Annotated in this window: 23 protein-coding genes; 10 read left to right on the top strand and 13 right to left on the bottom strand. The window is 71.0% G+C overall.

Annotated elements, in window-relative coordinates; translation table 11 throughout:
- Positions 1–605: 605 nt before the first annotated feature.
- Genes ACWD4B_RS07250 through ACWD4B_RS07240 form a run of 3 tightly spaced genes read right to left on the bottom strand, consistent with a single transcriptional unit; the run spans position 606 to position 2364 of the window.
- Positions 606–1451, bottom strand: a complete 846-nt coding sequence (locus ACWD4B_RS07250; protein ID WP_451419846.1) for a helix-turn-helix domain-containing protein — start codon at positions 1449–1451, stop codon at positions 606–608.
- A 9-nt stretch (positions 1452–1460) separates the two neighbouring features.
- Positions 1461–1985 carry a DUF6879 family protein gene (locus tag ACWD4B_RS07245; RefSeq protein WP_451419845.1) on the bottom strand — a complete coding sequence of 175 codons (525 nt, stop codon included), beginning with the start codon at positions 1983–1985 and terminating at the stop codon, positions 1461–1463.
- A complete protein-coding gene (locus tag ACWD4B_RS07240; RefSeq protein WP_451419844.1) occupies positions 1966–2364 on the bottom strand; it encodes a hypothetical protein in 399 nt (132 codons plus the stop codon). Before ACWD4B_RS07240 ends, ACWD4B_RS07245 begins: the two co-directional genes overlap by 20 nt.
- A 178-nt stretch (positions 2365–2542) precedes the next feature.
- On the opposite strand from ACWD4B_RS07240, the gene ACWD4B_RS07235 reads away from it, so the two are divergent.
- The 3 genes from ACWD4B_RS07235 to ACWD4B_RS07225 all read left to right on the top strand — a co-directional run bounded on the left by ACWD4B_RS07235 (position 2543) and on the right by ACWD4B_RS07225 (position 3957).
- Positions 2543–2914, top strand: a complete 372-nt coding sequence (locus ACWD4B_RS07235) for a DUF6415 family natural product biosynthesis protein (protein ID WP_451419843.1) — start codon at positions 2543–2545, stop codon at positions 2912–2914.
- A gap of 6 nt (positions 2915–2920) precedes the next feature.
- The gene (locus ACWD4B_RS07230; protein ID WP_451419842.1) at positions 2921–3115 is read left to right on the top strand and encodes a hypothetical protein; all 195 of its coding nucleotides are present in this window, start codon (positions 2921–2923) and stop codon (positions 3113–3115) included.
- Positions 3116–3336: 221 nt separating this feature from the next.
- Positions 3337–3957 carry a DUF1707 SHOCT-like domain-containing protein gene (locus ACWD4B_RS07225; protein WP_451419841.1) on the top strand — a complete coding sequence of 207 codons (621 nt, stop codon included), beginning with the start codon at positions 3337–3339 and terminating at the stop codon, positions 3955–3957.
- A 6-nt stretch (positions 3958–3963) separates the two neighbouring features.
- On the opposite strand, the gene ACWD4B_RS07220 is transcribed toward ACWD4B_RS07225, so the two are convergent.
- The 6 genes from ACWD4B_RS07220 to ACWD4B_RS07195 form a co-directional block, all read right to left on the bottom strand.
- Complete coding sequence (locus ACWD4B_RS07220; protein WP_451419840.1) at positions 3964–5517, bottom strand: APC family permease; 1554 nt, start codon at positions 5515–5517, stop codon at positions 3964–3966.
- A 220-nt stretch (positions 5518–5737) separates the two neighbouring features.
- Entirely contained in the window at positions 5738–7501 is a 1764-nt protein-coding gene (locus ACWD4B_RS07215) for an N-acyl-D-amino-acid deacylase family protein (protein WP_451419839.1), read from the bottom strand.
- 125 nt (positions 7502–7626) lie between these two features.
- Positions 7627–8757, bottom strand: coding sequence for an LLM class flavin-dependent oxidoreductase (locus ACWD4B_RS07210; RefSeq protein WP_336412961.1), 1131 nt, complete (start codon positions 8755–8757; stop codon positions 7627–7629).
- A gap of 89 nt (positions 8758–8846) precedes the next feature.
- Complete coding sequence (locus ACWD4B_RS07205) at positions 8847–9617, bottom strand: SDR family NAD(P)-dependent oxidoreductase (protein WP_451419838.1); 771 nt, start codon at positions 9615–9617, stop codon at positions 8847–8849.
- A 204-nt stretch (positions 9618–9821) separates the two neighbouring features.
- A complete protein-coding gene (locus ACWD4B_RS07200; protein ID WP_451419856.1) occupies positions 9822–10757 on the bottom strand; it encodes a TIGR03619 family F420-dependent LLM class oxidoreductase in 936 nt (311 codons plus the stop codon).
- Positions 10758–10803: 46 nt separating this feature from the next.
- Entirely contained in the window at positions 10804–12036 is a 1233-nt protein-coding gene (locus ACWD4B_RS07195; RefSeq protein WP_451419837.1) for an amidohydrolase family protein, read from the bottom strand.
- 177 nt (positions 12037–12213) lie between these two features.
- Between ACWD4B_RS07195 and ACWD4B_RS07190 the strand changes: the two genes are divergently transcribed.
- From ACWD4B_RS07190 to ACWD4B_RS07180, 3 genes are all read left to right on the top strand, one after another.
- Positions 12214–15141, top strand: a complete 2928-nt coding sequence (locus ACWD4B_RS07190; RefSeq protein ID WP_451419836.1) for a BTAD domain-containing putative transcriptional regulator — start codon at positions 12214–12216, stop codon at positions 15139–15141.
- A 283-nt stretch (positions 15142–15424) separates the two neighbouring features.
- The gene (locus ACWD4B_RS07185; protein WP_336412965.1) at positions 15425–15679 is read left to right on the top strand and encodes a hypothetical protein; all 255 of its coding nucleotides are present in this window, start codon (positions 15425–15427) and stop codon (positions 15677–15679) included.
- Positions 15680–16427: 748 nt separating this feature from the next.
- Positions 16428–16673, top strand: coding sequence for a hypothetical protein (locus tag ACWD4B_RS07180; RefSeq protein WP_451419835.1), 246 nt, complete (start codon positions 16428–16430; stop codon positions 16671–16673).
- 132 nt (positions 16674–16805) lie between these two features.
- Here ACWD4B_RS07180 and ACWD4B_RS07175 read toward each other — a convergent pair whose 3' ends face one another.
- Together ACWD4B_RS07175 and ACWD4B_RS07170 are read right to left on the bottom strand one after the other, a co-directional pair.
- The gene (locus ACWD4B_RS07175; RefSeq protein WP_451419834.1) at positions 16806–17240 is read right to left on the bottom strand and encodes a pyridoxamine 5'-phosphate oxidase family protein; all 435 of its coding nucleotides are present in this window, start codon (positions 17238–17240) and stop codon (positions 16806–16808) included.
- Positions 17231–18862: a FadD3 family acyl-CoA ligase gene (locus tag ACWD4B_RS07170; RefSeq protein WP_451419833.1), complete on the bottom strand. Its 1632-nt coding sequence runs from the start codon at positions 18860–18862 to the stop codon at positions 17231–17233. The genes ACWD4B_RS07175 and ACWD4B_RS07170 overlap by 10 nt, the downstream gene beginning before the upstream one ends.
- Positions 18863–19006: 144 nt before the next feature.
- On the opposite strand from ACWD4B_RS07170, the gene ACWD4B_RS07165 reads away from it, so the two are divergent.
- From ACWD4B_RS07165 to ACWD4B_RS07155, 3 genes are read left to right on the top strand one after another with little or no spacing between them, the layout of a single operon-like run.
- Positions 19007–20179, top strand: coding sequence for a lipid-transfer protein (locus ACWD4B_RS07165; RefSeq protein WP_451419832.1), 1173 nt, complete (start codon positions 19007–19009; stop codon positions 20177–20179).
- 4 nt (positions 20180–20183) lie between these two features.
- Positions 20184–20645 carry a Zn-ribbon domain-containing OB-fold protein gene (locus ACWD4B_RS07160; protein WP_451419831.1) on the top strand — a complete coding sequence of 154 codons (462 nt, stop codon included), beginning with the start codon at positions 20184–20186 and terminating at the stop codon, positions 20643–20645.
- Complete coding sequence (locus tag ACWD4B_RS07155) at positions 20642–21409, top strand: enoyl-CoA hydratase/isomerase family protein (protein WP_451419830.1); 768 nt, start codon at positions 20642–20644, stop codon at positions 21407–21409. Before ACWD4B_RS07160 ends, ACWD4B_RS07155 begins: the two co-directional genes overlap by 4 nt.
- Positions 21410–21436: 27 nt before the next feature.
- Here the strand turns inward: ACWD4B_RS07155 and ACWD4B_RS07150 are convergent, their stop codons facing one another.
- Positions 21437–23941, bottom strand: a complete 2505-nt coding sequence (locus ACWD4B_RS07150) for an outer membrane protein assembly factor BamB family protein (RefSeq protein WP_451419829.1) — start codon at positions 23939–23941, stop codon at positions 21437–21439.
- A gap of 172 nt (positions 23942–24113) precedes the next feature.
- Positions 24114–24917 carry a VOC family protein gene (locus tag ACWD4B_RS07145; RefSeq protein ID WP_451419828.1) on the bottom strand — a complete coding sequence of 268 codons (804 nt, stop codon included), beginning with the start codon at positions 24915–24917 and terminating at the stop codon, positions 24114–24116.
- Between the two features lie 309 nt (positions 24918–25226).
- Between ACWD4B_RS07145 and ACWD4B_RS07140 the strand changes: the two genes are divergently transcribed.
- Positions 25227–25874: a TetR family transcriptional regulator gene (locus tag ACWD4B_RS07140; RefSeq protein ID WP_336412973.1), complete on the top strand. Its 648-nt coding sequence runs from the start codon at positions 25227–25229 to the stop codon at positions 25872–25874.
- Positions 25875–25903 lie beyond the last annotated feature (29 nt).

Genomic DNA, 25903 nt, shown 5'->3' with positions numbered 1-25903 from the left:
TTCTTCAACGGGATGTCGGGGAGCGCCAGTTCACGGTGCACCGGGACCTGGACACCTCGATACGGATCGACAACTCGACTGATTGCGCAACCAGTTGCGCGAAGCACCGCTATGCTCCACCTGCGATGAGGCACTGACGTGACCGCCTGCCCGGGGCGCCCCGCACCAGTCAGCCACCCGTAAGGGAGGGCCGTCTGAGGACCTGGCTCCGTCGGCTCCACCGCTTGACCACCCCCATCGTGGGGGCGGTCGCTGCGGCGGTCGTCCGGTGGTGGCTTGAGACGCGGCACCGGCCATGAGGACCGATACACGGTGTACCCCCACCACAGCCACTGGTGGGGGGCCACTCGGTCTTCATAATCCTTCTTAACCGGAGCCCATCGCCGTGTCCCCGGCGGTGGGTTCCACTCACCGCACACCCTGCCCGCACCTGGCCGGCACGAGCTGACCGACCGCCCATTGCCGGTCGAGCACGCGGCTCGCCACCACCGTACCGGCCGGATGCCGGGCCAGCCACCAGGACACCAAACGTCCTGGCCACGTCGGTACTTGGCTTCGCCCAAGTGAGCTAATCCCAAGGCCTGCGCACGCACACTTGGCGGCCGTCAGGCGTCACCGTCAAGCTCGCGAAGAGCAGCGATAATCAGTGCTCGAACCTGCTGCCCGTAGACCGCTGACTGTCGAAGCATCGAGAACGCCCGCCTGTAGAGCGCGATCTCTCTGGGCTGTGTGACGGCGAGCTCGGCCGAGTATGTTTCGACCACGACGAGTCGGTCGTCGAACATGCTGAACGGGTTGCCAGGCCAGATGAGTTGCTGAGCCCGACGCGGGATGATGCCCAAACTCAGACGTGGAAGGCTCATCACGGCCAGGAGCCGATCCAGCTGCCCGCGCATCACGTCCGGGCCGCCGAAGTCGGTGTAGAGGGCCTGCTCCCCCAGAATGACGCTGAACCTGCGGTCCCCTTGGTACAGGAAATGCTGCCGCCGCAAGCGCAATGCAACGGCTTCGTCTGTGTCGTCAGGAATCTGCAAGAAGTCGACGACCTGCCGGAACGCGGCAGTTGCATAGCCCGCTGTCTGCAAGGTTCCCCACACCACGGTGGGGTGATAGATACGGAAGGCTGTTGTCTTCTCGTACAGGGACAGCGAACGTTTTTGGGGAACTTTGGCCCCGGAGGCGAACATGCGCCGCCATTCCATCCACATGGCTTCGATGTGACGGACGGTGGCGATCAGGTCGGGGATCTGATCCTCTGCCGCAACGATGCGACACCAGGTGCGGATGTCGTCCTCACTGGCATTCTGCTTGCCGTGTTCAATCCGGGAGACCTTGGACAGGTGCCAGCTCGCAACGTCGGCCAGCGCCCGGCCGGTGAGCTTCGCATCTTTGCGGAGCTCACGCAGCCGGGCGCCGAGTGCTTCGCGCGCTTGCTGGGCCTGGTGGGACACCGGCGGGGATCAGTGGCGGTACTCGTCGTAGGGAGTAGCCGCGGACCAAAGACCATCCCGGACTCGGACCGCATGACCGATGACGGCCGGATCCGTCGTCAGCTCAGCACCCGCGAACCGTCCGTCAGGACGGAAGTGCGTGATGGCGAGTGTCGCGTCATCGAACAGCCACCAATCGTTCCCCTTCGCCGGGAACTCGAGCCCATCGGGGACTCGATGCCTCGGCAACCATCGGATCTCCTCGCCGGCTTCATGGTTCATCGGTGTCAGCTCAAGTTCCCACCGGATGTAGTCGGTTACCGGCTCGGAGACGACTCGAACACGGCGAATCGACCTCCCTGATTCGGTGAGCCTGCGAGCCTGTTCGAGCCACGGCCGGAACCAACCGAAGTCGTCGGGTTCGCCCTTGAGCCACTTCGCGTAGGGGCCGTCCTCGATGGAGACGCGATACTCGTCCTTGAGTTCCAGGTGAAACGCGTCGCGCTGGAACGTCGAGAACAGCTCGTCGCGCACGTCAGCCGTGACCAGGTCCATCGGCATTCTCCTCCAGCAGTGCCTTGATTGCCGCTTTGTCGACCTCTACGCAGTCTTCGTGATCCGGGATGTGCATCTGCCCCAGGGCTTCGGCATCACCGACGGTCTTCCCCTGCACGATGAAGTTGCCACTGTCCATCACGTGGACGATGGGGTGCGACCAGGTGGCCACCGTTCCGGCCAGACCGTCATTGACCAGGTGGCCGAATAGCGCAGCAGGCACCTCGACGATCGTTTCGTCGCCGGGAACGGCGAGTTTGCTCGTGATCCCGGCGTCCGTGACCTTCCACCCTTGGACCACATACGAATCCCTGTCCGTCGCATACAGGGTCGGGGATTCCGTGGGGTTGGACTCCTTACCGAGGAATGTCAGCCGCATGATCGCACTCCCGTCCTGAGGATTGCTGTGGTTTGCGGACCTCGACGAGACTCCAACGCTGAACCTGTCTCGTCAAGGTGACGCGCAAACCTGTGCAAACTCATTGGGTGCAACCACAGTTGCTCCCTACGTTCGCGATGGACAGCACCAGAATCCGTGACGATCCGGGAGTACCGCCGTGCACACCACAAGAAGCGAGCAACCCGCGCACACGACCGAGGCACCGGGGGCCGACCCCTTCGACCTCGCAGCTGTCCGCGCCGCAGTACGCCGCGCCCTGCAGGAACGCCCCCGTCCTCTGCCGGCCAGAGAAGTCCGCGAGATCACCGCCACCCTGCGCGCCCACCTCCAACGCATGTTCCGCGAGGCGCAGAACCGCGCCGACCGGCTCGAACGTGGCACCGAAGCCTGGATCCGGTGGACCGCGCTGATCATGCGCGCCGAGGACGAGCTCTACCGGGAATGCGCCCCCGGCGCACACGCGGCAGCGGCCCGCATGAACGATCTTGGGCGCACCTGCCGCCGCCTCGTCGACTGCCTCGACGAATAGCGCCCCATGCACGTGATCCACGGCCAGCACCTGGCGAAAGACCTCCGGCGCGACCACGGCTTCGTCCGCATCGGCCGTACAGCGGACGGCAACGCCGTCGTCATGCGCAAGGGCGACCGCTGGACCGTCGTGCCGCTCCGGTGGCTCACCAGCGAGGCCGTGGAGACCATCAAGGCTCAGGCCGGGATCACCCCGGCCTGAGCACCCGCACGGATCCGCCCGATCAGCGCTCCCCGCGCCGCCCCGCAAACCGCCCCCGGCGCCGGGGCGTGTCCGGACCCGGCCGGACTCCACGGGGCATTCCAGCCGACCGTCTCCGCCCCGGCAAGAGCGCAGTGAGCCCTTCCCGTAGGGGACGTTTCGGGGGTGCGTCGGGGGCTTCCCGGGGGCAGCGCACCGCTCGCCGTCCCTAGCATCGAAGCATGACGAATGAGACCTTCGAACCGGCGCCTTGGGGCGCACAGCGCGCGTCCCACGCGGACCGCGAAGCAGTGGTGGCGCGGCTGCAGCAGGCGGCGACCGAAGGCCGCCTGGACTTCGCCGAGCTGGATGCACGGCTGGAGCAGGCACTGAAGGCCAAGACCCACTCCGAACTGGCGGTGCTCACCGCCGACTTGCGGGGCGGGGGCGAGCCGGACCCGGGGCGGCCGCTGGTGCTCAAGGGGGGCCTGCCCGGCGTGGTCCGCAAGGGGCGCTGGCAGGTGCCCGCACGCGTGACTGCCCACGCTGGCATGGGCGGCGTCACGCTCGACTTCACCCAGGTCGACTGCACGCTGCCCGAGGTCGAGGTGGAGGTGCACGGCCAGATGGCCGGGGTCGTCGTCATCGTCCCCGACGGCTGGGCCGCACAGAGCGACGACGTGGAGCCCGGCCTCGGCGGCGTGACGAACGGCACCACCCCGGACCGTCTCCCGGGCACACCCCTCATACGCCTCACCGGCAACGCCGGGATGGGCGGCGTGGTCGTCCGCCACCCGAAGCCGCGGGAGCGCCGCAAGCTGAACAAGCTGAAGCGGGCGGCGGCTCTGACTGCGGCGGCCTAGCCCGCCTCACTCCTCCACGACCAGCACCGGCGTCCCCGCCGTCAGCGTCTCCCCACGGAAGAACCGCGGGCTGCGCCGCTGCATCGCCAGCATCAGCACCACCCCTAGCACCAGCAGCCCCACCCCGATGACGAACACCGACCCGATCCCGAAGACCGAACTCCCGGTCCCGTAAGCCGGGTTCCACATGTCGTACAGCGTCTTGCAGAAGACGGCGGCCAGCAACAGGCCGCCCAGCACCGGGAAGACACCCTTGAGGAAGGCGTCCCGCGCCGACCTCCACAGCTGCTCGCGGAAGAACCAGGCGCAGGCGAACGCCGTGATCGAGTAGTAGAAGCAGATCATCAAGCCGAGTGCATAGATGGTGTCGACCAGTACGTTCTGGCTCAGGAAGCTCATGACCGCATAGAAGGTGCCCGTTGCCACACCGGCCCAGATCGTCGCCCTGCCCGGCGACTTGAAGCGGGGGTGGACCCTCGTGAAGCACGCCGGCAGCGCCTCGTACGCGCTCATCGCCAGCATCGTCCGCGCCGCCGGCAGGAACGTCGTCTGAAGGCTGGCCGCCGCGGAGGCCAGTACCGCCACGAGCAGCAGCACCCCGAGTCCCTTGCCCATGACCGGCGTTGCCAGCGCCGCGAAGACGTTGTCCGCCGTGCGCGGGTCACCCAGCCGCTTCCCCGCGAACATCTGGGCCGCAATGGCCGTCATCAGATAGGAGCCGATCAGCACCACCATCGCCAGGATCGCCGCGCGGCCCGGCGTCTTGTCGCTGCCGGCCGTCTCCTCGTTGACGGTCAGGCACGCGTCCCAGCCCCAGAAGATGAAGATGGACAGCGACAGGCCCGCCGTGAACGCGCTCAGCGATTCGACGCCGAAGGGGTTCAGCCAGGTGAAGGAGAAGTCCAGCGAGTCCGGGAGGCCGCCCGAGCGCGCCTTCGTGATCGCCATCGCCACGAAGACGGCCAGCACTGCCAGTTGGAGGCCTACCAGCGCGTACTGCACCCCCTTTGTCGCCGTCATCCCGCGATAGCTCACGGCCGTCGCCACGGCAATGAAAGCCAGGCACGTCAGGACGTGCACGAGACGGTCGTCGTCAAGGGACGCCACCGCGTCGCTGCCCGTCACCTCGCCCAGCAGCAGATAGAAGAAGGACGTCGCCACCCCGGCCAGGTTCGACAGCACAATGATCGTGGCGATCACCAGGCCCCAGCCGCACATCCAGCCGATGCGCGGGCCGAAGGCCCGTACCGACCAGGTGAAGGACGTGCCGCAGTCGGGGAGCGCCTTGTTGAGCTCGCGGTAGGCGAAGGCGACCAGCAGCATCGGGAGGAAGCCGGCCAGGAAGACGGCCGGGGTGCGTACCCCCACCTGGCCGACGGTCGGGCCGAGGGTGGAGGTCAGGCAGTAGACGGGCGCGACGGTGGAGATCCCGATGACGGCACTGCCCAGCAGGCCCACCGAGTTGCCGCCGAGGCCCTTGGCGCGCACCTCTTCGCCGGCGCGGGCCGTCACGCTCACCACCGTGTCTCCGGCCTGGGGCCGTGGGGATGCCTGAACCATGGGCAGGACGGTAGGTGCTGCTGTTTCCGTATGCGGAGGTTCGAGATCCGTTCCCGCTGCCTTGAACATCCGGAACAGCCAGGCCAGTTGACCTTGCATTGCAAGGCCAGCGTCGAGTTACGACAGGTAACAGGCGGGCCCACCCCTCCCCCAGCCCCGCCGCGATATTCGCACCCCCACCCCATTTGTCCCGATTCAAAATTTTCCCGTCACGCCCCCGTCACGCCCCCGTCCCCACCGTCTCCGTATCCCTCCCCGACCGCAGCACCTTCCCCGGCACCGCCCCCGTCACCACGTCGTGCCGCACCGCCTCCACACCGTTGACCCGCACGCTCACCACCCCCAACGCCCGTGCGTCCAGGCGCGGTCCGTCCCCCGGCAGGTCGTGCACCAGGGTCGCCGCCCCCGCGTCGACCCGCTCCGGATCGAAGAGCACCAGGTCCGCCCACCAGCCCTCGGCGATCCTGCCGCGGCCTCGCAGGCCGAACAGCCGCGCCGGCTCGTCCGTCAGCATCCGCACCGCCTGCTCCAGCGGGACCAGCTTCCGGCCCCGCAGGCAGTCGCCGAGGAAGCGCGTCGGGTAGGACGCCCCGCACATGCGGTCCAGGTGGGCGCCCGCGTCCGAGCCACCGAGGAGGACGTCTTCGTGGACCCAGGTCCGGCGGCGCAGCTCCCAGCTGGCGTCGTCGTTGTCCGTGGGCATGGGCCACAGGACCGTGCGGAGCTCGTCCGCCGCGCAGATCTCCACCAGGCAGGCGAAGGGGTCCATGCCGCGTTCGGCGGCGATGTCGCGGACTACCCGCCCGCTCAGCCCGTCGTTCTCCTTCGCATACGTGTCGCCTATGACGTAGCGGTCGAAGTCGGCCAGCCGCCGGAAGACGCCGGCCTCCTCGCTCCGCGCCCCGCGCAGCAGTTCCGCCCGGACCGCCGGGTCCCGCAGCCGGTCGACGCGCTGCGGGACGGGCAGGGACAGGGCGTCGCCCCAGCCCGGGAGCAGGTTCAGGGCACAGAAAGTGCCCAGCGACATGTTCATGGGCGCGAGGACGGGCATGGTCAGCGCGACGATCCGGCCGCCCGCCGCGCGGGCACGCTCGCTCGCGGCGAGCTGGCGGGGGACGCGGTCGGGGACGGCCGCGTCGATGGTCAGCACGTTCCAGTTGAGAGGGCGGCCGGCGGCCGTCGTCATGTCGACGAGGAGCCGGATCTCCTCGTCGGCGAAGCGGTCCAGGCAGCCGTCGACGATGGCCTCCAGCTGTGTGCCCTCGTGCTGCCCCACGGCACGGGCCAGCGCGTGCAGTTCCGCGGGCCGCGCCCAGCGGGAGGCGACGGGCCGGCCGTCTCCGTCCGCATGGGTCGCGGAGCGGGTGGTGGACAGTCCCCAGGCGCCCGCGTCCATGGCCTCGTGCAGCTGCGCGGTCATCCGCCGCAGCCCCTCGGCACCGGGGGCGGCGTCCCCCACCGCGTCCGCGCCCAGCGCGTGGCGGCGCAGGGCGCAGTGGCCCACCATGAAGCCGGCGTTCACGGCGATGCGCCCCACCAGCGCATCGAGGTAGTCGCCGAAGGACGACCAGGTCCAGGGCGCGCCCTCCGCCAGCGCGGCGAGCGACATCCCTTCGACCTTGCTCATCATCCGTCGCGTGTAGTCCGCGTCCCCGGGACGGCCGGGATGCAGCGGGGCCAGCGAGAAGCCGCAGTTGCCGCCGACGACCGTCGTGACGCCGTGACCGAGGGACGGGGTGGCGTACGGGTCCCAGAAGAGCTGCGCGTCGTAGTGGGTGTGCGGGTCGACGAAGCCGGGCGCGAGGACGAGCCCGTGCGCGTCCTCCTCGGTGCGGGCGCGTTCGCCGGTCCGGCCCGGCGCCTTCACGGACGTACTCCTGTCGATCACTGCGATCCTGCCGGCCCGTATGCCGACGTCCGCCACGTAGGCCGCGGCTCCGGTGCCGTCGACGACGGTGACGCGGCGGTAGAGGTGGTCGAGCATGGGCGGCTTCCTCTCACTCGACGGATCTCGACGGATCACGCAACAGAACGTCCGTGCAGACGGCAGGCGGAAGCCGGGGCGGCGACCCGGGAGGCGCCGCCCCGGCGCACTGGGGGCGCGGGCGCTCAGCGGCGGCCCGCGGCCTGGCGGAAGCGGGTGGTGCGGTGCACCGGATCCGTATCGATCTTCGGTATGACGTGCTCGCCGATGAGCCGGATCGTCTGCATCGTGTCCTCGTACGGCACCCCGACCGGCAGCCCGAAGACCAGCTGGTCGGCGCCCGCCTGCTCCCACCGCTTGCACTGGCGCAGGACCTCGTCCGGGTCGCCGCAGATCATCAGCTCCTCGGCGACGAGCAGTTCTACGATCTCCTCGGTGTACTCGGGCAGCAGCTCGGGCCACCGCGGGATGCCCTCGGGGCGGGGGAAGGTGTCGTGGTAGCGGAAGAGCAGCGACTGGAGGTAGTTGAGGCCTCCGGCGGCGGCGATCCGCCGCGCCTCCTGCGAGGTCTCGGCGCAGATGGCCGTGGACGTCACCATCACGTTGTCGTTGACGTACGCGCCGACGGGTTCCGCGTCCTTGACCGCGGTCCTGTACGAGTCGAGGACCCACTCCATGTCGCCGACCTTCTGCACGCTGAACCCCAGCACGCCCAGCCCCTTGCGGGCCGCCATGGCGTACGAGGACGGGGACCCGGCCGCGTACCACATGGGCGGGTGGGCCGGGCCGTACGGCTTGGGCAGCACCTTGCGGGGCGGCAGGGACCAGTGGCGGCCGTGGAAGCCGGGGTACTCCTCGTGGAGCCACATCCTGGGGAACTCGGCGATCGTCTCCTCCCAGATCTCCTTGGTGGCGTCCATGTCGGCGATGCCGGGCAGGAAGCCGAGGATCTCGTGGCTGCCCGCGCCGCGCCCGGTGCCGAACTCGAAGCGCCCGCCGGAGAGATGGTCGAGCATCGCGGCCTTCTCGGCGACCTTGACCGGGTGGTTGACCTGCGGCAGCGGGTTGAAGATGCCGGAGCCGAGGTGGATGCGGTCGGTCGCGTGGGCGAGGTAGCCGAGGAAGACGTCGTTGGCGGAGAGGTGGGAGTACTCGTCGAGGAAGTGGTGCTCGGTGGCCCAGGCGTACTTGAAGCCGGAGCGGTCGGCCTGGACGACGTACTCGGCCTCCTCGAGCAGTGCGTGGTGCTCGGCGTCGGGATCGGCCCGCCGCCTGCTCGCCGGTACGTAGCCCTGCACGAAGATGCCGAATTCCACGGGGTCACCATCCCTGTTTCTGACGCTCCGTCAGATCGAGCTGGTGCGACTCTGGCACCGGCGTCATCGGACGTCAATAAGCGGGTCGTTCACACGGGCATCCGCCCTGCGGACAGCCAGCCGCCGTCCACCGTGAAGGACTGCCCGGTGACGTACGAGGAGTCCTCGGAGCTGAGGAATAGCGCAAGCTGCGCCACCTCCAGGGGCCGACCCATCCGCCCCAGCGGCACGAGCGTCCGGAACATCTTCTCCAGACCCGGACCGCTCTCCTGCGGACGCTCGTTGATCATCGGAGTGTCGATCCCGCCGGGGCACACGGCGTTGACGCGAATGCCCCGGGCCGCCAGCTCCAGCGCCGCCACCCGCGTCATGCCGAGCACGGCGGCCTTGGCTGCCGCGTAGGCGGTGAGCAGGGGCAGGCCCGACAGGGCCGCGTACGAGGAGATGTTGACGACCGTCCCGCCACCGGCCGCGGCGAGCGCGGGTGCCGCGGCGCGCATGCCCAGGAACGTGCCGGTCTGGTTGACGCGGACGACCTCGTGGTACTCGTCGAGCGAGGTGTCGACGAGGGCGGCGTGCCGCAGGATGCCGGCGTTGTTGACGAGCCCGTCGAGCCGCCCGAAGGCTGCCGTGGCGGAGGCGACAGCGGCATCCCAGTCGGCTTCCTCGCCGACATCGAGGTGGACGTAGCGGGCCGTCCCCTTGCCGCCGAGCTCGGCGGCAAGGCCGGCACCCTCCTCGTCCAGGACGTCCGCCAGGACGACCCGCGCCCCTTCGGCGGCGAAGAGACGCGCTTCCTCCGCGCCTTGGCCACGGGAGGCTCCGGTGATGAGAACGACGCGCCCGTCGAGTCGGCCCATTTGGCTTCTCCTTCCTCGGTCTTCACCACAGCGCCCCGGTAGGGGCGCGGGGAACTGCGCGATCAACCACCGCCGACCTGCAGCCGACGCACCACCCCAGGAGTCCGGGGCGAAGCCCCGAGAACTTCGACTGCGGGCGCGTCGTGGCTGATCGCGCAGTTCCCCGCGCCCCTACCGGGGCCGCCCGGACCGGCCGGGCAGGCCCTACCCGTTGAGCAACGGTGCAACCGACCCGGCGAACAGCTCCATCTGCTCGACCAGTTCACCCACCCCGCGGCAGCGGAACCGCACCTGGATCTGGTCCGCCCCCATCGCGCGGTACGCCCGCAGCGACTCCGCGAGCTCCTCCGGCCCGCCGGCCAGCACCCCTCCCCCGGAGAACGGGGACCGCCCCGGCCGCCCCGATCGCCCCGGCCGCCCCACGTACAGCGGCTCCGTGATCGCCCCGATCGCGAACGGGCCCGTCCGCCCCGCCTCCTCCCGCAGCCGCCGCAGCTCCGTCACCCGGTCCGGCAGCCGCTCCCGCGGGTCGCCCTGCGAGAGCCAGCCGTCGCCGCGCACCGCCGCCCGGCGCAGCGCGGCCGGCGAGGAGCCGCCGACCCACACCGGCGGCCTCGGCACCCGTACGGGCCGGGGTGCCAGCCCGAGCCCCGCGAACCGGAAGAACCGCCCCCGGAACTCCGGAAACTCCTCGGGCCCGAGCGCAGCGGTCAGCGCGTCGACGGTCTCGTCGAGGATCTCCCCGCGCCGCCGGAAGTCCACGCCCAGCGCCTCGAACTCCTCCCGCACATGTCCGGCGCCGACGCCGAGGACGAGCCGCCCGCCCGAGAGCCGGTCCACGGTCGCGTACTGCTTCGCGGTGACGAGCGGGTGCCGCAGCGCCGCGACCGCGACGTGGCTGAGCAGCAGTACGCGCTCGGTGACGGCGGCGACGTGGGCGAGGGTCGCCACGGGGTCGTACCAGACGGTGCCCATGGCGGCGGCGAGCCGCGCGGGAACCGCGACGTGGTCGCACGTGGCGATGTACGCGAAGCCCAGCCGGTCGGCGGCGCACGCCACTTCGCGCAGCTCGGCAGGACCGGCCGTGACCTCCCACGGTTCGGCGTACAGCGCGCTCAGCGACTGCACGGGCAGCTGCATCCCGTAGGACAGCCGGCCCTCGGGCAGCACCCGCAGACCCGTGGCCTCAGCCACGCGCCGCGGCCCCCGCCCAGAGTCCGTCCGGTGTCAGCCCCAGCAGGTCGATCGCGTTGCCGCGCACGATGCGCTCCACCACGTCCGGCGCCAGGTGCCCCATCTGTTCCTCGGCCACCTCACGCGAGCGCGGCCAGGTGGAGTCGCAGTGCGGGTAGTCGGTCTCGTAGAGGACGTTGCCGACGCCGATCGCGTCGAGGTTGCGCAGCCCGAAGGCGTCGTCGAAGAAGCAGCCGTGGATGTGCCGCGCGAAGAGCTCCGAGGGGGGATCGAGCACCTTGTCCGCGATGCCTCCCCATTTGCGGTTGTTCTCCCATACGGTGTCGGCCCGTTCGAGGATGTACGGGATCCAGCCGATCTGCCCCTCGGCGTACATGAGGCGGAGGTCGGGGAAGCGGGTGAAGGCGCCCGACATCAGCCAGTCGGTCATCGAGAAGCAGCAGTTGGCGAAGGTGAGGGCCGAACTGACGGCGGGCGGTGCGTCCTCGGAGGTCGAGGGCATGTGGGAGGACGAGCCGATGTGCATGGCGACGACCGTGCCGGTCTCGTCGCACGCGCGCAGGAAGGGTTCCCAGGCGTCGGTGTGGACCGAGGGGAGGCCGAGATACGGCGGTATCTCGGAGAAGCACACGGCCCGGACGCCCCGCGCCGCGTTGCGCCGCACTTCCTGTGCCGCCAGTTCCGCGTCCCACAGCGGCACGATCCCCAGCGGGATCAGCCGGCCGTGGGCCGCGGGACCGCACCACTCCTCGGTCATCCAGTCGTTGTAGGCCCGTACGCACAGCAGGGCGAGTTCACGGTCGGCCGCCTCGGTGAAGGTCTGGCCGCAAAAGCGCGGAAAGGTGGGGAAACAGAGCGCGGACTGCACGTGGTTGGCGTCCATGTCGGCGAGCCGCTCGGGAACGCTGAACGAGCCCGGCCGCATCTCTTCGTAGGTGATCCCTTCCAGTCCGATGTCGTCCCTGGAGTATCCGACAGCGGTATCCAGCCGTGTGAGAGGGCGGTGCAAATCCTCATAGACCCACCAGTCCGCCACCGGACCCGCGTCGCCGGGGGCGCCCATAGTCGGCGCGAAACGGCCGCCTACGAAGGTCATCTCCCTGATCGGAGCCCGCACGATCCGCGGCCCGGTGTCACGGAATTTCGCCGGAAGACGGTCCCGCCAGACGTCGGGGGGCTCGACCGTGTGGTCGTCCACCGAGATTATCGTGGGGAAGCTCTCCATGGCCGTCACGGTAGCGCTGATCTGACGGTTCGTCAGGAGAGTGTGGGGCGACCGGCCATCCGGTCGGTGAGATGGTCCTTGGCAGGCCTTGTGGAGAGGCCGGACCGCTGCTGACGTAAACGCCTAGGACAAGGCAGACTGGCCGGTGCGACCGAGCAGGACAGGCAGGGGGTCACGATGGCCGGCGACACAGGGCACGGACAGGCACTGCGCTTCACCGTGCTCGGCCCTGTCCGCGCCTGGCGCGGAGAGGAACTGCTCAACACCGGTTCTCCCCAGCAGCGGGCGCTGCTCGCGGCCCTGCTGCTGCGCGGCGGGCGCACCGCCACCGCGCCGGAGCTGGTCGACGCGCTGTGGGGCGAGGAGCCCCCGCACGCGGCCCTGGCCGCGCTGCGCACCTACGCCTCCCGGCTGCGCAAGGCCTTCGGCCCCGACGCCGACGCCCTGGTCAGCGAGTCCGGCGGGTACGCGATCCAAGTGGCGCCCGGCGGGCTGGACATCGACACCGCCGAGCGGCTGGCCGGCGAGGCCGACAAGGCCCGCGCCGCCGGCAACCGCCTGCGCGCCCGCGAGCTGATCGCCGACTCCCTCGCGGTGTGGGACGGCGAGCCGCTGGCCGGCCTGTCCGGCCCCTACGCCGAGACCCAGCGCACCCGGTTGGAGGAGTGGCGCCTGGGCCTGCTGGAGACCCGGCTCGATCTCGACCTCGAAGTCGGCTGCCACGCGGAGGCCGTCTCCGAGCTCACCGCCCTGACCGCCGCCCACCCCCTGCGCGAGCGACTGCGCGAACTGCTCATGCTCGCCCTCTACCGCAGCGGACGCCAGGCCGAGGCCCTCGCCGTCTACGCCGACACCCGCCGCCTCCTCGCCGACGAACTCGGCGTCGACCCCTGCCCCGAACTCTCCGAACTCCAACAACGCATCCTCCAGGCCGACGCCGACCTCAACCTCCACGGGGCCACCGGCGACCGCAACTCCGCAGGCCCTGCCTTCGTTCGTCCCGCCCAGCTGCCCGCCACCGTCCCGGACTTCACCGGGCGCGCGGACATGGTGCACGAACTGAGCGACCAGCTGGCCTCCGCCGAGGGCCGCGTAATGGCCGTCTCGGCGGTCGCGGGCATCGGCGGCGTCGGCAAGACGACGCTGGCCGTGCACGTCGCGCACGCCGCCCGGCACCACTTCCCCGACGGCCAGCTCTACGTCGACCTCCAGGGCACCGGCCCGGCGGTCGCCGAGCCCGAGGCCGTCCTGGGCTCCTTCCTGCGAGCCCTCGGCGTCCCCGACCCGGCCATCCCGGACGGGGTCGAGGAGCGCGCCGCCCTCTTCCGCTCCACGCTCGACGGCCGCCGCGTCCTGGCCCTGCTCGACAACGCCCGCGACGCCGCCCAGATCCGCCCGCTGCTGCCCGGCAACGAGGGCTGCGCCGCCCTCGTCACCAGCCGCATCCGCATGGTCGACCTCGCCGGGGCGCACCTGGTGGACCTCGACGTGATGAGTCCCGAGGAGGCGCTCGTCCTCTTCACGCGGATCGTGGGTGAGGAGCGTGTGGGCGCCGAGCGCGATGCCGCGATGGACGTGGTCGCTGCGTGTGGTTTCCTGCCGTTGGCGATCCGTATCGCGGCCTCCCGGCTGGCGTCGCGGCGCACCTGGACGGTCTCGGTCCTGGCCCGCAAGCTCGCGGACGAGCGCCGCCGTCTGGACGAGCTGCGCGCCGGGGACCTCGCGGTGACCGCGACCTTCGAGCTCGGCTACGGCCAGCTGACTGCCGAACAGGCCCGCGCCTTCCGGCTGCTGGGCCTGGCCGACGGGCCCGACATCTCCCTCGCCGCCGCGGCCGCCGTTCTCGACATGGACACCGAGGCTGCCGAGGATGTGCTGGAATCCCTGGTCGACACCTCGCTCCTGGAGTCCGCGGCACCCGGTCGCTACCGCTACCACGACCTCGTACGCCTCTACGCGCGTTCCTGCGCCGAGCGCGACGCCCCGGCTGAGAGGGCGGCCGCCCTCTCCCGCCTCCTGGACTTCTACCTCGCCACAGCCGCGGGCGTGTACGTGCTGGAGCGGCCGGGCGACCCGCTGCGCGCCCACCTCGCACCCACCATCCACCCCGGGCTGGCCTTCACCGACCCCGCAGCCGCCGGCAACTGGCTCTTCGCCGAGGCCGGATGCCTGCTGGCGTGCGTGCGCCAGCACGCCGACTCCGCCGGGGACACCCTGCGCCGCGCCGTCGACCTGCTGCTCGTCGCCAAGGACCTGGCCGAGTCCGGCGCCGACTCCCGGCAGTACGAACAGGCCGCCATCGCCCTGCTGGCATCCAGCCGCGCGAGCGGCGATGCACGCGCCGAGGGCCGGGCCAGGACCGTGCTCACGCACGTCTACCACTTCGCCGGACGCTTCGAGCTGGCCGACACCCACGCCAGCGCCGCAGTCGACCTCGGCCGCCTCTGCGACGACGCCATCCCGCTGTGCTACGCCTCCAACAACCGCGGGATCATCGCCAATTACCAGCACCGCTACGAGGACGGCGAGATCTACGGCGAACAGGCCCTCGCCGCCTTCCGTGCCGACGGCAACCGCCCGGGCGAGGCCAGCGCACTGTGCAACCTCTCCCGGGTGCACCTGTCCACCGGGCGCGTCGAATCCGCCCTCGCCCTCGCCGAACAGGCCATCCACCTCTACCGCGAGGTCAACGTCTCCTGGCGGCACGCCAACGCCCTGTACGCGTACGCCCTCGCCCTCACCCAGGCCGGACGCTACGAGGAAGCCATGGCCAGCCTGCTCGAAGCCATGCCGGTCTTCCGCGAGAACCGCCAGCGGATGTGGGAGGGCATGACCCTCTTCCGCATGGCCGAACTCCACCTCGCCACCGGACAGCTCGCCCAGGCCGCGGCGCACGCCGAACAGGCCCTGGCCGTGCTGCGCACCCTCGGCGGCGAATGGCGCCGGGGCAACGTGCTGACCGTGCTCGGACGCAGCCTCGACGCCCTCGGCCAGACCGTGCGCGCCCACGCCTGCTGGACCGAGGCGCTGTCCATCTTCGACCAGTTGGGCTCCTCGGAGGCGACGGAGGTCCGCAGCCTCCTCACTCCGGTGACAGCTGCCTAGGACGTGGCGAGAGGGGCGGATTCCGGGGCCGCTTTCCCGCTGCGGCCCCGGTAAAAACCCGTTCCACGTGCCCGTTCATCGATCGTTTATCGCGAGGGTCCATGCTGAGGTTCGTCGATCCGCTGCATCGGGGGGCAGGCGGGTCGTAGGTGAGGCCTCACCTTTAGGGTGAACAGCCCTGGAAGGCACGCACCCGTCCGGCGGTTCTCGGGGGAGTCGCCGGGCGGGTCGCACACTCCCCAGACCACCAACGACTCGCACTGAACAGACGGAGTTGACGAAAATGCGCGACGAGAGCCAGGTCAGTCCTGCGGCATCGCCCCTGGACGACCACGGCACGGGGACGCACGACCTCGCCGCACGACTGGCACCGGCCGACGACCACGGCACCGGCACGAAGGGACTCACCGCGAACGCGGGCGTCCATGGGAAGTCTCCCAAGGACGACCACGGGACCGGTCCGGAGCGCGTCATGATGGACGATCACATGACCGAGGCTCCCGTCTTCACCATGGAAGACGCCGAGAAGCCCTACTAAGGCCCACCGCCACCACCGGTCTTCGGTAACCGGGCAGAGCTCCGGGCCACAACCGGCTCAGGGCTCTGCTCCCGGGGGGGACGACGGGGGAAGTACGACGGGGGAAACGTACGGGGGAACGTACGGGGGATCCAACGGGGGACACGGGGAGGAGGACGGGGGGAAGCAATCAACGGGGGAACCGAGCTGCCGGAGAGGCACGGAGAGAGACGGGGGAACGGGGGACGTTCTCTCCTCGGGGGAAGCCTCTCGGGCCGGAGAGCCAACGGGGGAAACGGACAACTCTCCAGCCGGGCCGGCACATAGCAGGACCTGCAAGCAGCAACACCGGCAAATCCAGCACCACCTGCACATACCAGGCACCCGTTCCTCCGGGCGGCTTCGGCCCACCGGGGGATCGGGGAGGCCGCAACGGGGGATCGACAGGGGCCGGCACCGACGGCGCGGAGGGGGAGCCGTCGTTGCCGGTCCCTGCGGCTGTTTTCGACCGCGAACAGCAGCCCGCAGGGACGAACCGGCGCGAATGCCTGCGCCAAGGAACCGTCAGCACCGGGTCAAGGATGCTGTCGGGACAGCAGCGGAGGCTCCCGCACCCGGGTTCACTCGAACCGGACACCGGCACCTGTCACTTCATGTCCACTGTTCTGCAAGGCACTTGCGGCCGCACATCACGGCCGCCGGAGCAACTCACCGTCACATCGGTGCCCCGCCCCGCCGGGGCACCGCACCCCCGAACAGAGGAGTCGCAATGAACAGCACGAAGACCATCACCAAGGCCGCCACGAAAGCCTGCGCCATACTCGCGCTCACCACCGGAGCAGCACTCCTGAGCACGGCGCAGGCCTCCGCCGACGACCACACCATGGGCCGGCACCACACCCACCACGCGGTACAGAGCGCCGGCCCCGCCTTCGGCGCGGACGACCACATGATGGGCGGCGCGGGCGCCCTGGTGGGCTTCGGCTCGGACGACCACGGCATGGGCGACCGCTGACGCCAGAGGCCACCGCGCAACGACGGTCACTGACGTCTCCGTCGGCGTGCCGACATCGGTGCGGCTCGCCGGCGGACGGCCCGATGCACGGCCGGGCGATCTGCAGAGCACTCTGCAGGGCGAACGGGCGGCTCAGCCCGACGCCCCCAGATCCGCCGACAGCCAGCGCCGCGGCCGCATCCTGATCGCCACGGCCGCCCCGGGATCGGCCAGCACCTGCTCCACGTATCCGGCAACCGCCTCCTCCGTGGGCAGATACCGGGAACCGACCTCCCTCACCTCCTCCTCGGTGGCCGTGGTGACCGAGACGACCTCACCCTCCACGGAGACGTACCGGTAGGACGGGACCGTCCGGCCGACCAGGAGCGCGAAGCGCCCGGCCTCCGCGGCCAGCCTCGCCTTGCGGGAGGCGCGGCCGGTGATCACCACCACGTAACCGCCCGGACGGTAGGCGTACCAGACGGGGACGGTCACCGGCCCGTGCCCCCGCTCCCCGGAGTCGACCGCGAACGACGCCACATGCGCCTCGCCCAGGAACGCCTCGCGCTCCTGGGCAGTCAGCGGCACGGACACCTCCGCCGCAGCACCTCCTTGAGCACTTTCCCGGACGCATTGCGCGGCAGCTCCGCCACGAACTCCACCTCGCGCGGCACCTTGTAGTTGGCCATCTCCCTCCTCGCCCACCCGATCAGCTCCTCGGCCGTCGGCCCGGACGCCGCCGCGCCCGCACTCCGCACCACGAAGGCCCTGCCGACCTCCCCCAGCCTCGCGTCCGGCACTCCGACGACCGCGGCCTCGGCAACACCCGGGTGCCGGACGAGGAGTTGCTCGATCTCGGCGGGGAAAGCGTTGAACCCGCCCACGATGAACATGTCCTTGAGCCGGTCGGTGATCCGCAGGTTGCCGTCGCCGTCCAGGACGCCGACGTCGCCGGTGTGCAGCCAGCCGTCGGGGTCGACGGCCCGTGCCGTGGCGGCGGGGTCCTCAAAGTAGCCGGACATCACCTGGTGGCCCCGCACCAGCACCTCGCCGGGCTCCCCCGCCGGCCGCGCGGCTCCGTCGGGGCCGACCACCTTGACCTCGGTGCCGGGAACGGCCCGTCCCGACGTCCCCGCCACGGTCTCCGCGGAGTCCCCGCGCCGGCACATGGTCACCAGCCCGGTGGCCTCGCTCATGCCGTAGGCGGTCAGCACGACCGGTATCCCCATCTCGTCGCGCAGCCGCTCGACCAGCCGCCGGGGCACCGTGGCCGCACCGGTCACCACGACCCGCAGCGACGACAGGTCGTACGCCGCCCGCAACGGGTGGTCCAGCAGCGCCTGGTGGAGCGTGGGCGGCCCGGGCAGCACCGTGATCCGCTCGGCGGCGATCAGGGCGAGCGCCGCTTCCGGGGTGAAGACGGGCAGCGGGACCATCGTCGCACCGCGCATGAGCGCGGCGATGATGCCGGCCTTGTAGCCGAAGGTGTGGAAGAAGGGGTTGACGATCAGATAGCGGTCTCCTTCCCTCAGTCCTGCCAGCTCGCTCCAGGTGCCGAAGGCCCGCAGCGTCTGTGCGTGGGTGATGACGGCCCCCTTGGGCTCGCCGGTGGTGCCCGAGGTGAAGAGGATGTCGGAGGGCACATCGGGCCGGACGGCGTCGGCACGTGCCCGTACGTCCCGGGGGGAGACGGTCTTCCCCGCTGCGAGGAACTCCTTCCAGGTGAGGAAGCCGGCAGCTGCGGGTGCGGCTTCGGCGAGCACGACGACGCGGCGCAGGTGCGGCAGCCCGGGCAGGGGGCCTGACCCCGTGCCCCTGCTCGCTCCCGCCGCGCGGCGGAGCGTGGCGACGTAGGACGTGCCGAGGAAGGTGCCGGTGACGAACAGCAGCTTCGCCCGGGTGCGCGCCAGCGCATGGGCCGCTTCGGCACCCTTGAAGCGGGTGTTGACGGGAACCAGCACGGCTCCGGCCGTGACCGCGCCGAGGGCGCAGACGATCCAGTCCGTCGTGTTGGGTGCCCAGACCGCGACCCGGTCGCCGGGCTCGACCCCGGCGGCGAGGCACGCGGCGGCGGCCCGTTCGACGCGTTCGCCGAGCTGCCGGTAGCCGGTCCTGGACCGGCCCTCGACGACTGCTTCGCGGTCGCCGTACCGCTCGGCGGCGGTGCGGACGAGACGGGGTATCGATCCGAACTCCAGGTCACCGTGCATCGGACACCTTCGCCATCCTCGGCCACCCCGCATGCCGGTCCATTGAGCTGACTGTGCGTCAGATTAGCGATAGCCTTCCGCGCTGTCAGCAGCAGCACGGGCGACAGTGCCGGCACGGCCGGCGCCGACACCACCGAGGCGGCGATGGCGATGACGATGAGGACGACGACGGCACCGCTCAAGGACGCGACGGCAATCGTCGGCATTGGTCAGACTCCTTTCGCGAAACAACTCACCGAATCCGAAAAGACCTTGGCGTGCCGCGCCATCCTGGCGGCGCTGGACGACGCCGGCATCGCCCCGTCCGAAGTCGACGCCTTCGCCTCGTACACCATGGAGGAGACCGACGAGGTCGAGGTCGCCAAGGCCATCGGCGCAGGCGACGTGACCTTCTTCTCCCGGGTCGGCTACGGCGGTGGCGGTTCCTGCGCGACCGTGGCCCACCTGGCGGCGGCGATCGCCACGGGACAGGCGACCGTCGGCGTGGCCTGGCGCTCACGCAAGCGCGGCTCGGGCCCCCGCCCATGGCGCAACACCGGGGCCCAACTGCCCACGCCCGCGCAGTGGACGCGTCCGTATGGACTCCTGCGACCGGTCGACGAGATAGCCATGCTGGCCCGCCGCTACATGCACGAATACGGCGCCACCCGCGACCACTTCTTCAACGTCGCCCTCGCCTGCCGCAACCGCGCCAACCAGAACCCTGCCGCGATCATGTACGACCGCCCGCTGACCCGCGAGATGTACATGACCTCGCGCTGGATCAGCGAACCGCTCTGCCTCTTCGACAACTGCCTGGAGACGGACGGCGCCCTGGCCTGCGTCGTCGTCCCCGCGGAGCGGGCCCGGGACTGCCGGGCCGCCCCCGTCTACGTCCACTCCGTCACCCAGGCCCTGCCGGCCCAGCACCACGGCATGGTCAACTACTGGACGGAATCCCCCTTGACCGGCCCCTCCTGGACCGCCGCCCGCCACCTCTGGCAGCGCGCGGACTTCGGCCCGCGCGACGTCCATGTCGCCCAGATCTACGACGCGTTCACACCGCTGATCCCGCTCTCCCTGGAGGGCTACGGCTTCTGCGGACGCGGCGAGGGAGCGGCCTTCACCGAGGGCGGCGCGCTGGAGCTCGGCGGCCGGCTCCCGCTCAACACCGGCGGGGGCGGCCTCAGCGAGGCGTACGTCCATGGCTTCAACCTCATCAACGAGGGGGTCAGGCAGCTCCGCGGCAGTTCGACCGCGCAGGTCCCCGACGCCGCGACATGCCTGGTCACGGCGGGCGAGGGAGTCCCCACATCGGCGCTTCTGCTGAGGAGTTGAACTCATGTCCCCCATGATGAGGGCCACCACTGACAACGGCCTCCTGGCGCCGGTCCCGGACGTGGACGGCGCCCCCTTCTGGGACTTCGCAACACGGGGTGAACTTCGCATACAAACTTGCGCGGACTGCCGTGAACCCCGGTTTCCACCCCGCCCCTGCTGCCCAAAGTGCCAATCATTCGCCAGTAGTTGGCAATTGATGAACGGAACCGGTCACATCTGGTCGTACATTCTTCCCCACCCACCTCTGCTGCCCGGCTACGCCGCACACGCCCCGTACAATGTGGTCGTGGTCGAGCTGTCCGACGCGCCCGGCATCCGCATGGTGGGCAACCTGGTCGCCGCCCCGGACGCGGAGATCGACTCCGCGGCCCCGGAGGACCTGCGCATCGGCGCGCCCGTCCGGGCCGTCTTCCCGCAGGCCCAGGGGATCGCACTCCCCCGCTGGACACCGGAGCGGTCATGACCACGACCGTGGAGAGCGGCGCGGACGGCGTCGCACTGGTGGTCCTGAACCGCCCGGACCGCCTCAACGCCATCGACGCCCGGACGGCCGTCGAACTGACTGCACTCTGGCGGGAGTTCCGCAACGACACCGCCGTCCGCTGCATCGTCCTCACCGGGGCGGGCGACCGCGCCTTCTGCACAGGCCTCGACCGCACCACGGAGACACCTCAGCCCGCGTCCCCGTACTCCCTGGACGACCCGCTGCTGACGATCGGCCCCAAGGCCTCGGACCTGTGGAAGCCGGTCGTCGCCGCGGTGAACGGCATGGCCTGCGGCGGCGCCTTCTACCTGCTGGGCGAATCCGAGTTCGTCGTCGCGTCCCGCAACGCGACGTTCTTCGACCCGCACACCACGTACGGCATGGTCAGCGCGTACGAGTCCCTCTACATGGCCGGGCGCATGCCGTTCGGCGAGGCCGCGCGGACGGCCCTGATGGGCACGGCCGAACGCCTCTCGGCACAACGGGCCTACGAGATCGGCCTGGTGTCCGAACTGACCCCGCCCGGCGGCGCCGTGGAGGCCGCCCTGCGCGCCGCTGCCGTGATCGCGGCGCAGCCGACGGAGGCCGTGCAGGGCACCGTGCGCGCCCTCTGGGCGGCCAAGGAGCAGGCCCGTTCCCATGCGCTGGCCCTGGCCCCGCACCTCGTCACGCTGGGCAACCTGCCCCCGGCGCGCCAGGCGGACCTCTTCACGGCGCGCTCCCGCGACTACCGGTTGCGCTGAGGCGGGTGCCGGCCGGCACCCGCCCGGTCAACGCCGCGTGTGGCCCGTCCCCTTCGCGGCGTCCAGCGCGTACACGCAGCGGTCCTTGCTGCAGGCGTAGACGACACCGCCCTTGGCCACGGGCGAGCCGGTGATCTCGCCGCCCGTGGCCAGCTTCCAGCGGAGCTGGCCACCTGTCGCGTCGACCGTGTAGAGGCAGTGGTCGGCCGAACCGAAGTGCACCCGGCCGTCGGCGGCCACCGGGGCGCCCACGATGTCGCCGCCTGCCGCGAACCGCCACTTCGGCGTGCCCGTCACCGCGTCCAGCGTGTAGAGCGCGCCACCGCTGCCCAGGTGCACGGAACCGTCCGCCACGAGCACCGGCTCCGTCGACTGCCGGGCCTCCGTCGCTATGCGCCACCGCTCGCGGCCCGTGGCCGCGTCCAGCGCGTAGACGGTGCCCAGGTAGTCCGCGATGTAGGCACCGCCGCCCGTGACAACGGCGCCGGGCGCGAAGGAGGGCGGGCACAGGAAGACCGCCGGTGCCTCGAACCGCCAGCGCACGTCACCGCGCGCCACGTCGATGGCGAGCAGGCGCGTGCCGGCAGCGACGTACACCACTCCGTCCGGAGCGGCCAGCAGCCGCACGGGGACCCCGCCGCACGAGGCCGCGTCGCCCACCGGATACGACCACCGCTCGGCGCCCGTACGCGCCTCCAGGGCGCGCAGCCGCGCGTCGGCCCAGACGTAGACCACGCCGTCGTGGAGGGCCGGCCCGCAGTCCGGGGTCTCGAAGTCGGTCTGGACGCCTCCCGTCTCCCACAGCAGATCGCCGGTGGCGGCTTCCCATGCCTGGACGCCTCCGCCGCGGGTGCCGGTGACGACCGTGCCGCCCTCGGCCCGCAGCGAGTAGACCCAGCCGTCGGTCGAGAGCCGCCAGCGCTCCGCGCCGTCCGCGGCGTCGAGCGCGTACAGCGTGGGACCGTCCGAGGCGTGTATGCGTCCGTCGGCGACGGCCATGGCCCAGGCCACGTCGCGGGTCTTGAACTGCCGCCGCCCACTGGCGACATCGAGCGCGTGGACCTCGAACGAGGTGACGTACAGCAGGTCCCCCGCAACGGTGGGCGTGCCCCATACGTCGTTCGACATCCGGAACCGCCACGGCCGCCAACGTCCTTGGTCCGCCTGGATGTTGCTGCCGCCTGCGTCGGGCGACGCGGCAGGAGCGGGCGACGCGACCGGGGCGCCGGTCTGGCCCGGCAGCGCGGCGGAGGCTTCGGAAGGGGGCCGGACCCATCCGGCCGTGGGACCGGCGGCCGGATGCGCCTGGGCATCGGCGACCCGGGGGCCGGGGCCGATCGGCACCTGCGATCCGGCGAGCCGGACCGTCCCCTCGGGCGGGGCTGCGACGGGCGCTGCGGCATGCCGGCCCTGCGGCCCGGTCAGCCCGCCGCGCGGGTCGGGCGCTCCGACGACGGACCGTGCGGGGCTCGCGGGGCCCGCGCCCCAGCCGCTCGCCGCGTGGGCGCTCGGCGCGGGCTCGTAGCCGGGAGCGGGGGCCGGGCCGGAGGTGGGCGGCTGTGCGGGCCGGGGCGGCATGGCACGGCTGCGTCCCGTGCCCGCGGCGCCCGCGGCACCACCGGCGGAAGCGCGCTGCCCGGCCCTGCGGCCCTCGATCAGGGACACGGCGTTGTCCGGCAGCCAGGCCGACGCCGTGCCGCTGTCGTCGTCCCCGCCGGCGGCGAACAGGTGGGGGGCGAGCTGCGCCTGCAGGTCCGCCGGGCTGGGCCGGTGCTCGGCGCTCATCTGCATGCAGGAGTCGATGAGCGGCCGCAGCTCGTCGGGCAGGCCGCTCAGGTCGGGGCCTTCCCTCAGGAGCATGAAGACCGTCTCCACCGGGTTCGCACCGTGGAAGGGCGCGTGCCCGGTGGCCGCGAAGACCAGGGTGGAGCCGAGGGAGAAGACGTCGCTGGCACCGGTCACGCTGCGTGAGTCCCGCGCCTGCTCGGGGGACATGTACGCGGGCGTGCCGACGGCGACGTTGGTCATGGTCAGCCGGGTGTTGGACACCCCCGACGCGATGCCGAAGTCGATGACGCGCGGCCCGTCCTCCACGACCAGCACGTTCGAGGGCTTGAGGTCGCGGTGCACGAGGCCCGCCCCGTGGATGGACTGCAGCGCCTCGGCAATGCCCGCGGCGAGCCAGCGCACGGCCTGGGCCGGGAGCGGCCCGCACTCCGTGATGATCTCCTCGAGCGAGGGCGCAGGGACGTACGCAGTGGCCAGCCAGGGCACGGCCGCCCGCGGATCGGCGTCGACGACGGCGGCCGTGTAGAAGCCGCTCACTGCACGCGCCGCTTCCACCTCACGAGTGAAGCGGACGCGGAAGAGCTGGTCCTCCGCGAGCTCCGTGCGCACCGTCTTGATCGCCACTCGCCGGCCGGATGCCGAACGGGCGAGATAGACCAGCCCCATGCCGCCCGCACCGAGCCGGCCCAGCACCTCGAACGGGCCGATCCGTCTCGGGTCGTGCTGCGTCAGCTGCTCCACCACTGGCCTGCCACCTCCCCGTCGGGGCCCGGAAGGGTTTCCGGCCCCGCTGCAGCGTCTCACCGCGAATTATCCCGGGGAACGCACCCCGATTCTTCCTGGACTGGCCCGCGGTTGCGAACCCGGGTCGGGCTTCGTCGTGTCTCCGCCACATCCGGAACCCCGCCCCCCGCGGTCACCCCCTCTGCGCCTGCGCGGGATCGATGACGGCGAAGTGGGCTCCCTGGTCGTCGGCCAGCACGGCGAAGCGCCCGTAGGGGGTGTCCCGGGGCTCGCGCAGGACGCGGCCGCCGAGCCGCACGGCGGTGGCGGCCGCATCGTCGCAGCCGTCGACGACGAAGTAGACGAGGAAATGCGCGGGCATCTCCTGCGGGAACCCGGCGTCCATGACGACCCGGCCGCCGACCGCGTGCTCGGGGGCCGCGGGTGTTCCGGCGGGGGTCCAGACGGCGAACTCGATGCCCGCCTCCTCGCTCAGGTCGTCGGTGGCGAAGCCGAAGACCTGCTCGTAGAAGGGGTCGACGGCCTTGGCGTCACGGGTGTAGACCTCGGCCCAGCCGTACGAGCCGGGCTCGCCCCGCTCCTCGAAGCCCCCGTGGCTGCCGGCCTGCCAGACGCCGAAGACGGCTCCGCCGGGGTCGGCGGCCGTCAGCATCGTCCCGTACTCGCCGACGGTCATGGGGCCCACGACGATCTGGCCACCCGCGGCGTGGATCCTGCGTGCGGTGGCCGCGGCGTCGGGCGAGGCGAAGTAGAGGGTCCAGGCCGTGGGCATCCTCCCGTCGGGCTTGGGTGCCAGCGCCGCGACATTCTTCCCGTGGTGGAACGCCTGGGCGTAGTGCCCGTACTCACCGCCGCTGTCCTCAAAGGTCCAGTCGAGGAGTTCGCCGTAGAAGCGCTTTCCGGCGGCGAGATCGGACAGCATGACATCCGCCCAGCACGGCATGCCTTCCGTGAATCCTTCCGCGGCTGCGCTCATGGGCCCGGCTCCTTCTGCGTGTGCTGCATCCGCCTGTGCGGGGTGTCCCGCCGCAGGTTGTGCCCAGCTGTCACGGTATCGGCGGAGGGCCGTTCTCGCGCGGGCTGTGGATAACCGGGGAATGGGCGGGTGACGCGGTTGTCCACAGCTTGTCGATAGGACAATTCACCGGTACGGGCCAATCCGCTTCAGCCGTCTCCATACCCCTTCACACCCCATCTGACCTGCCGATACACACCATCACGCACCCCCGCCCCCATTTGCATGCGGCCGAATCGCGCTCCGATCACCCCTCGGTAAGCTGACGGCATGACAGGACAAGTACGCACCGTCGACGGCCGGGTGGCCGGTCGCCGAGGCCAGGCGACGCGGCAGAAGCTGCTCGACTGCCTCGGCGAAATGCTCAGCTCCTCGCCCTACCGCGACGTCAAGGTCATCGATGTCGCCCGCCGGGCCGGCACCTCGCCGGCCACCTTCTACCAGTACTTCCCCGACGTCGAGGGAGCCGTCCTCGAAATCGCCGAGGAAATGGCGAAGGAGGGCGCGAGCCTCACCGAACTCGTCGCCGGACGCTCCTGGGTCGGCAAGTCCGGCTGGCAGGCGGCCGAGGAACTGGTGGACGGATTCCTCGGGTTCTGGCGCAAACACGATGCGATTCTGCGCGTCGTCGACCTGGGAGCGGCCGAGGGCGACAAGCGGTTCTACAAGATCCGCATGAAGATCCTCAACGCGGTCACCAACTCCCTGACGGACTCCGTCAAGGAACTCCAGTCCAAGGGCAAGGTGGACAAGGACGTCAGCCCCGCGGCCGTCGCGGGCTCGCTCGTCGCCATGCTCGCCGCGGTGGCCTCCCACCAGAAGGGCTTCCAGAGCTGGGGCGTCAAGCAGGCCGAGCTCAAGCCGAACCTCGCGCTGCTCGTCCATCTGGGCATCACCGGCAAGAAGCCGACGAAGTAGGCGCGCTGCAGGCCCTCTTGCGGGCCTGT

The organism is Streptomyces sp. NPDC002536, assembly GCF_053594995.1.
This window is presented reverse-complemented; position numbering and strand designations above follow the sequence as displayed.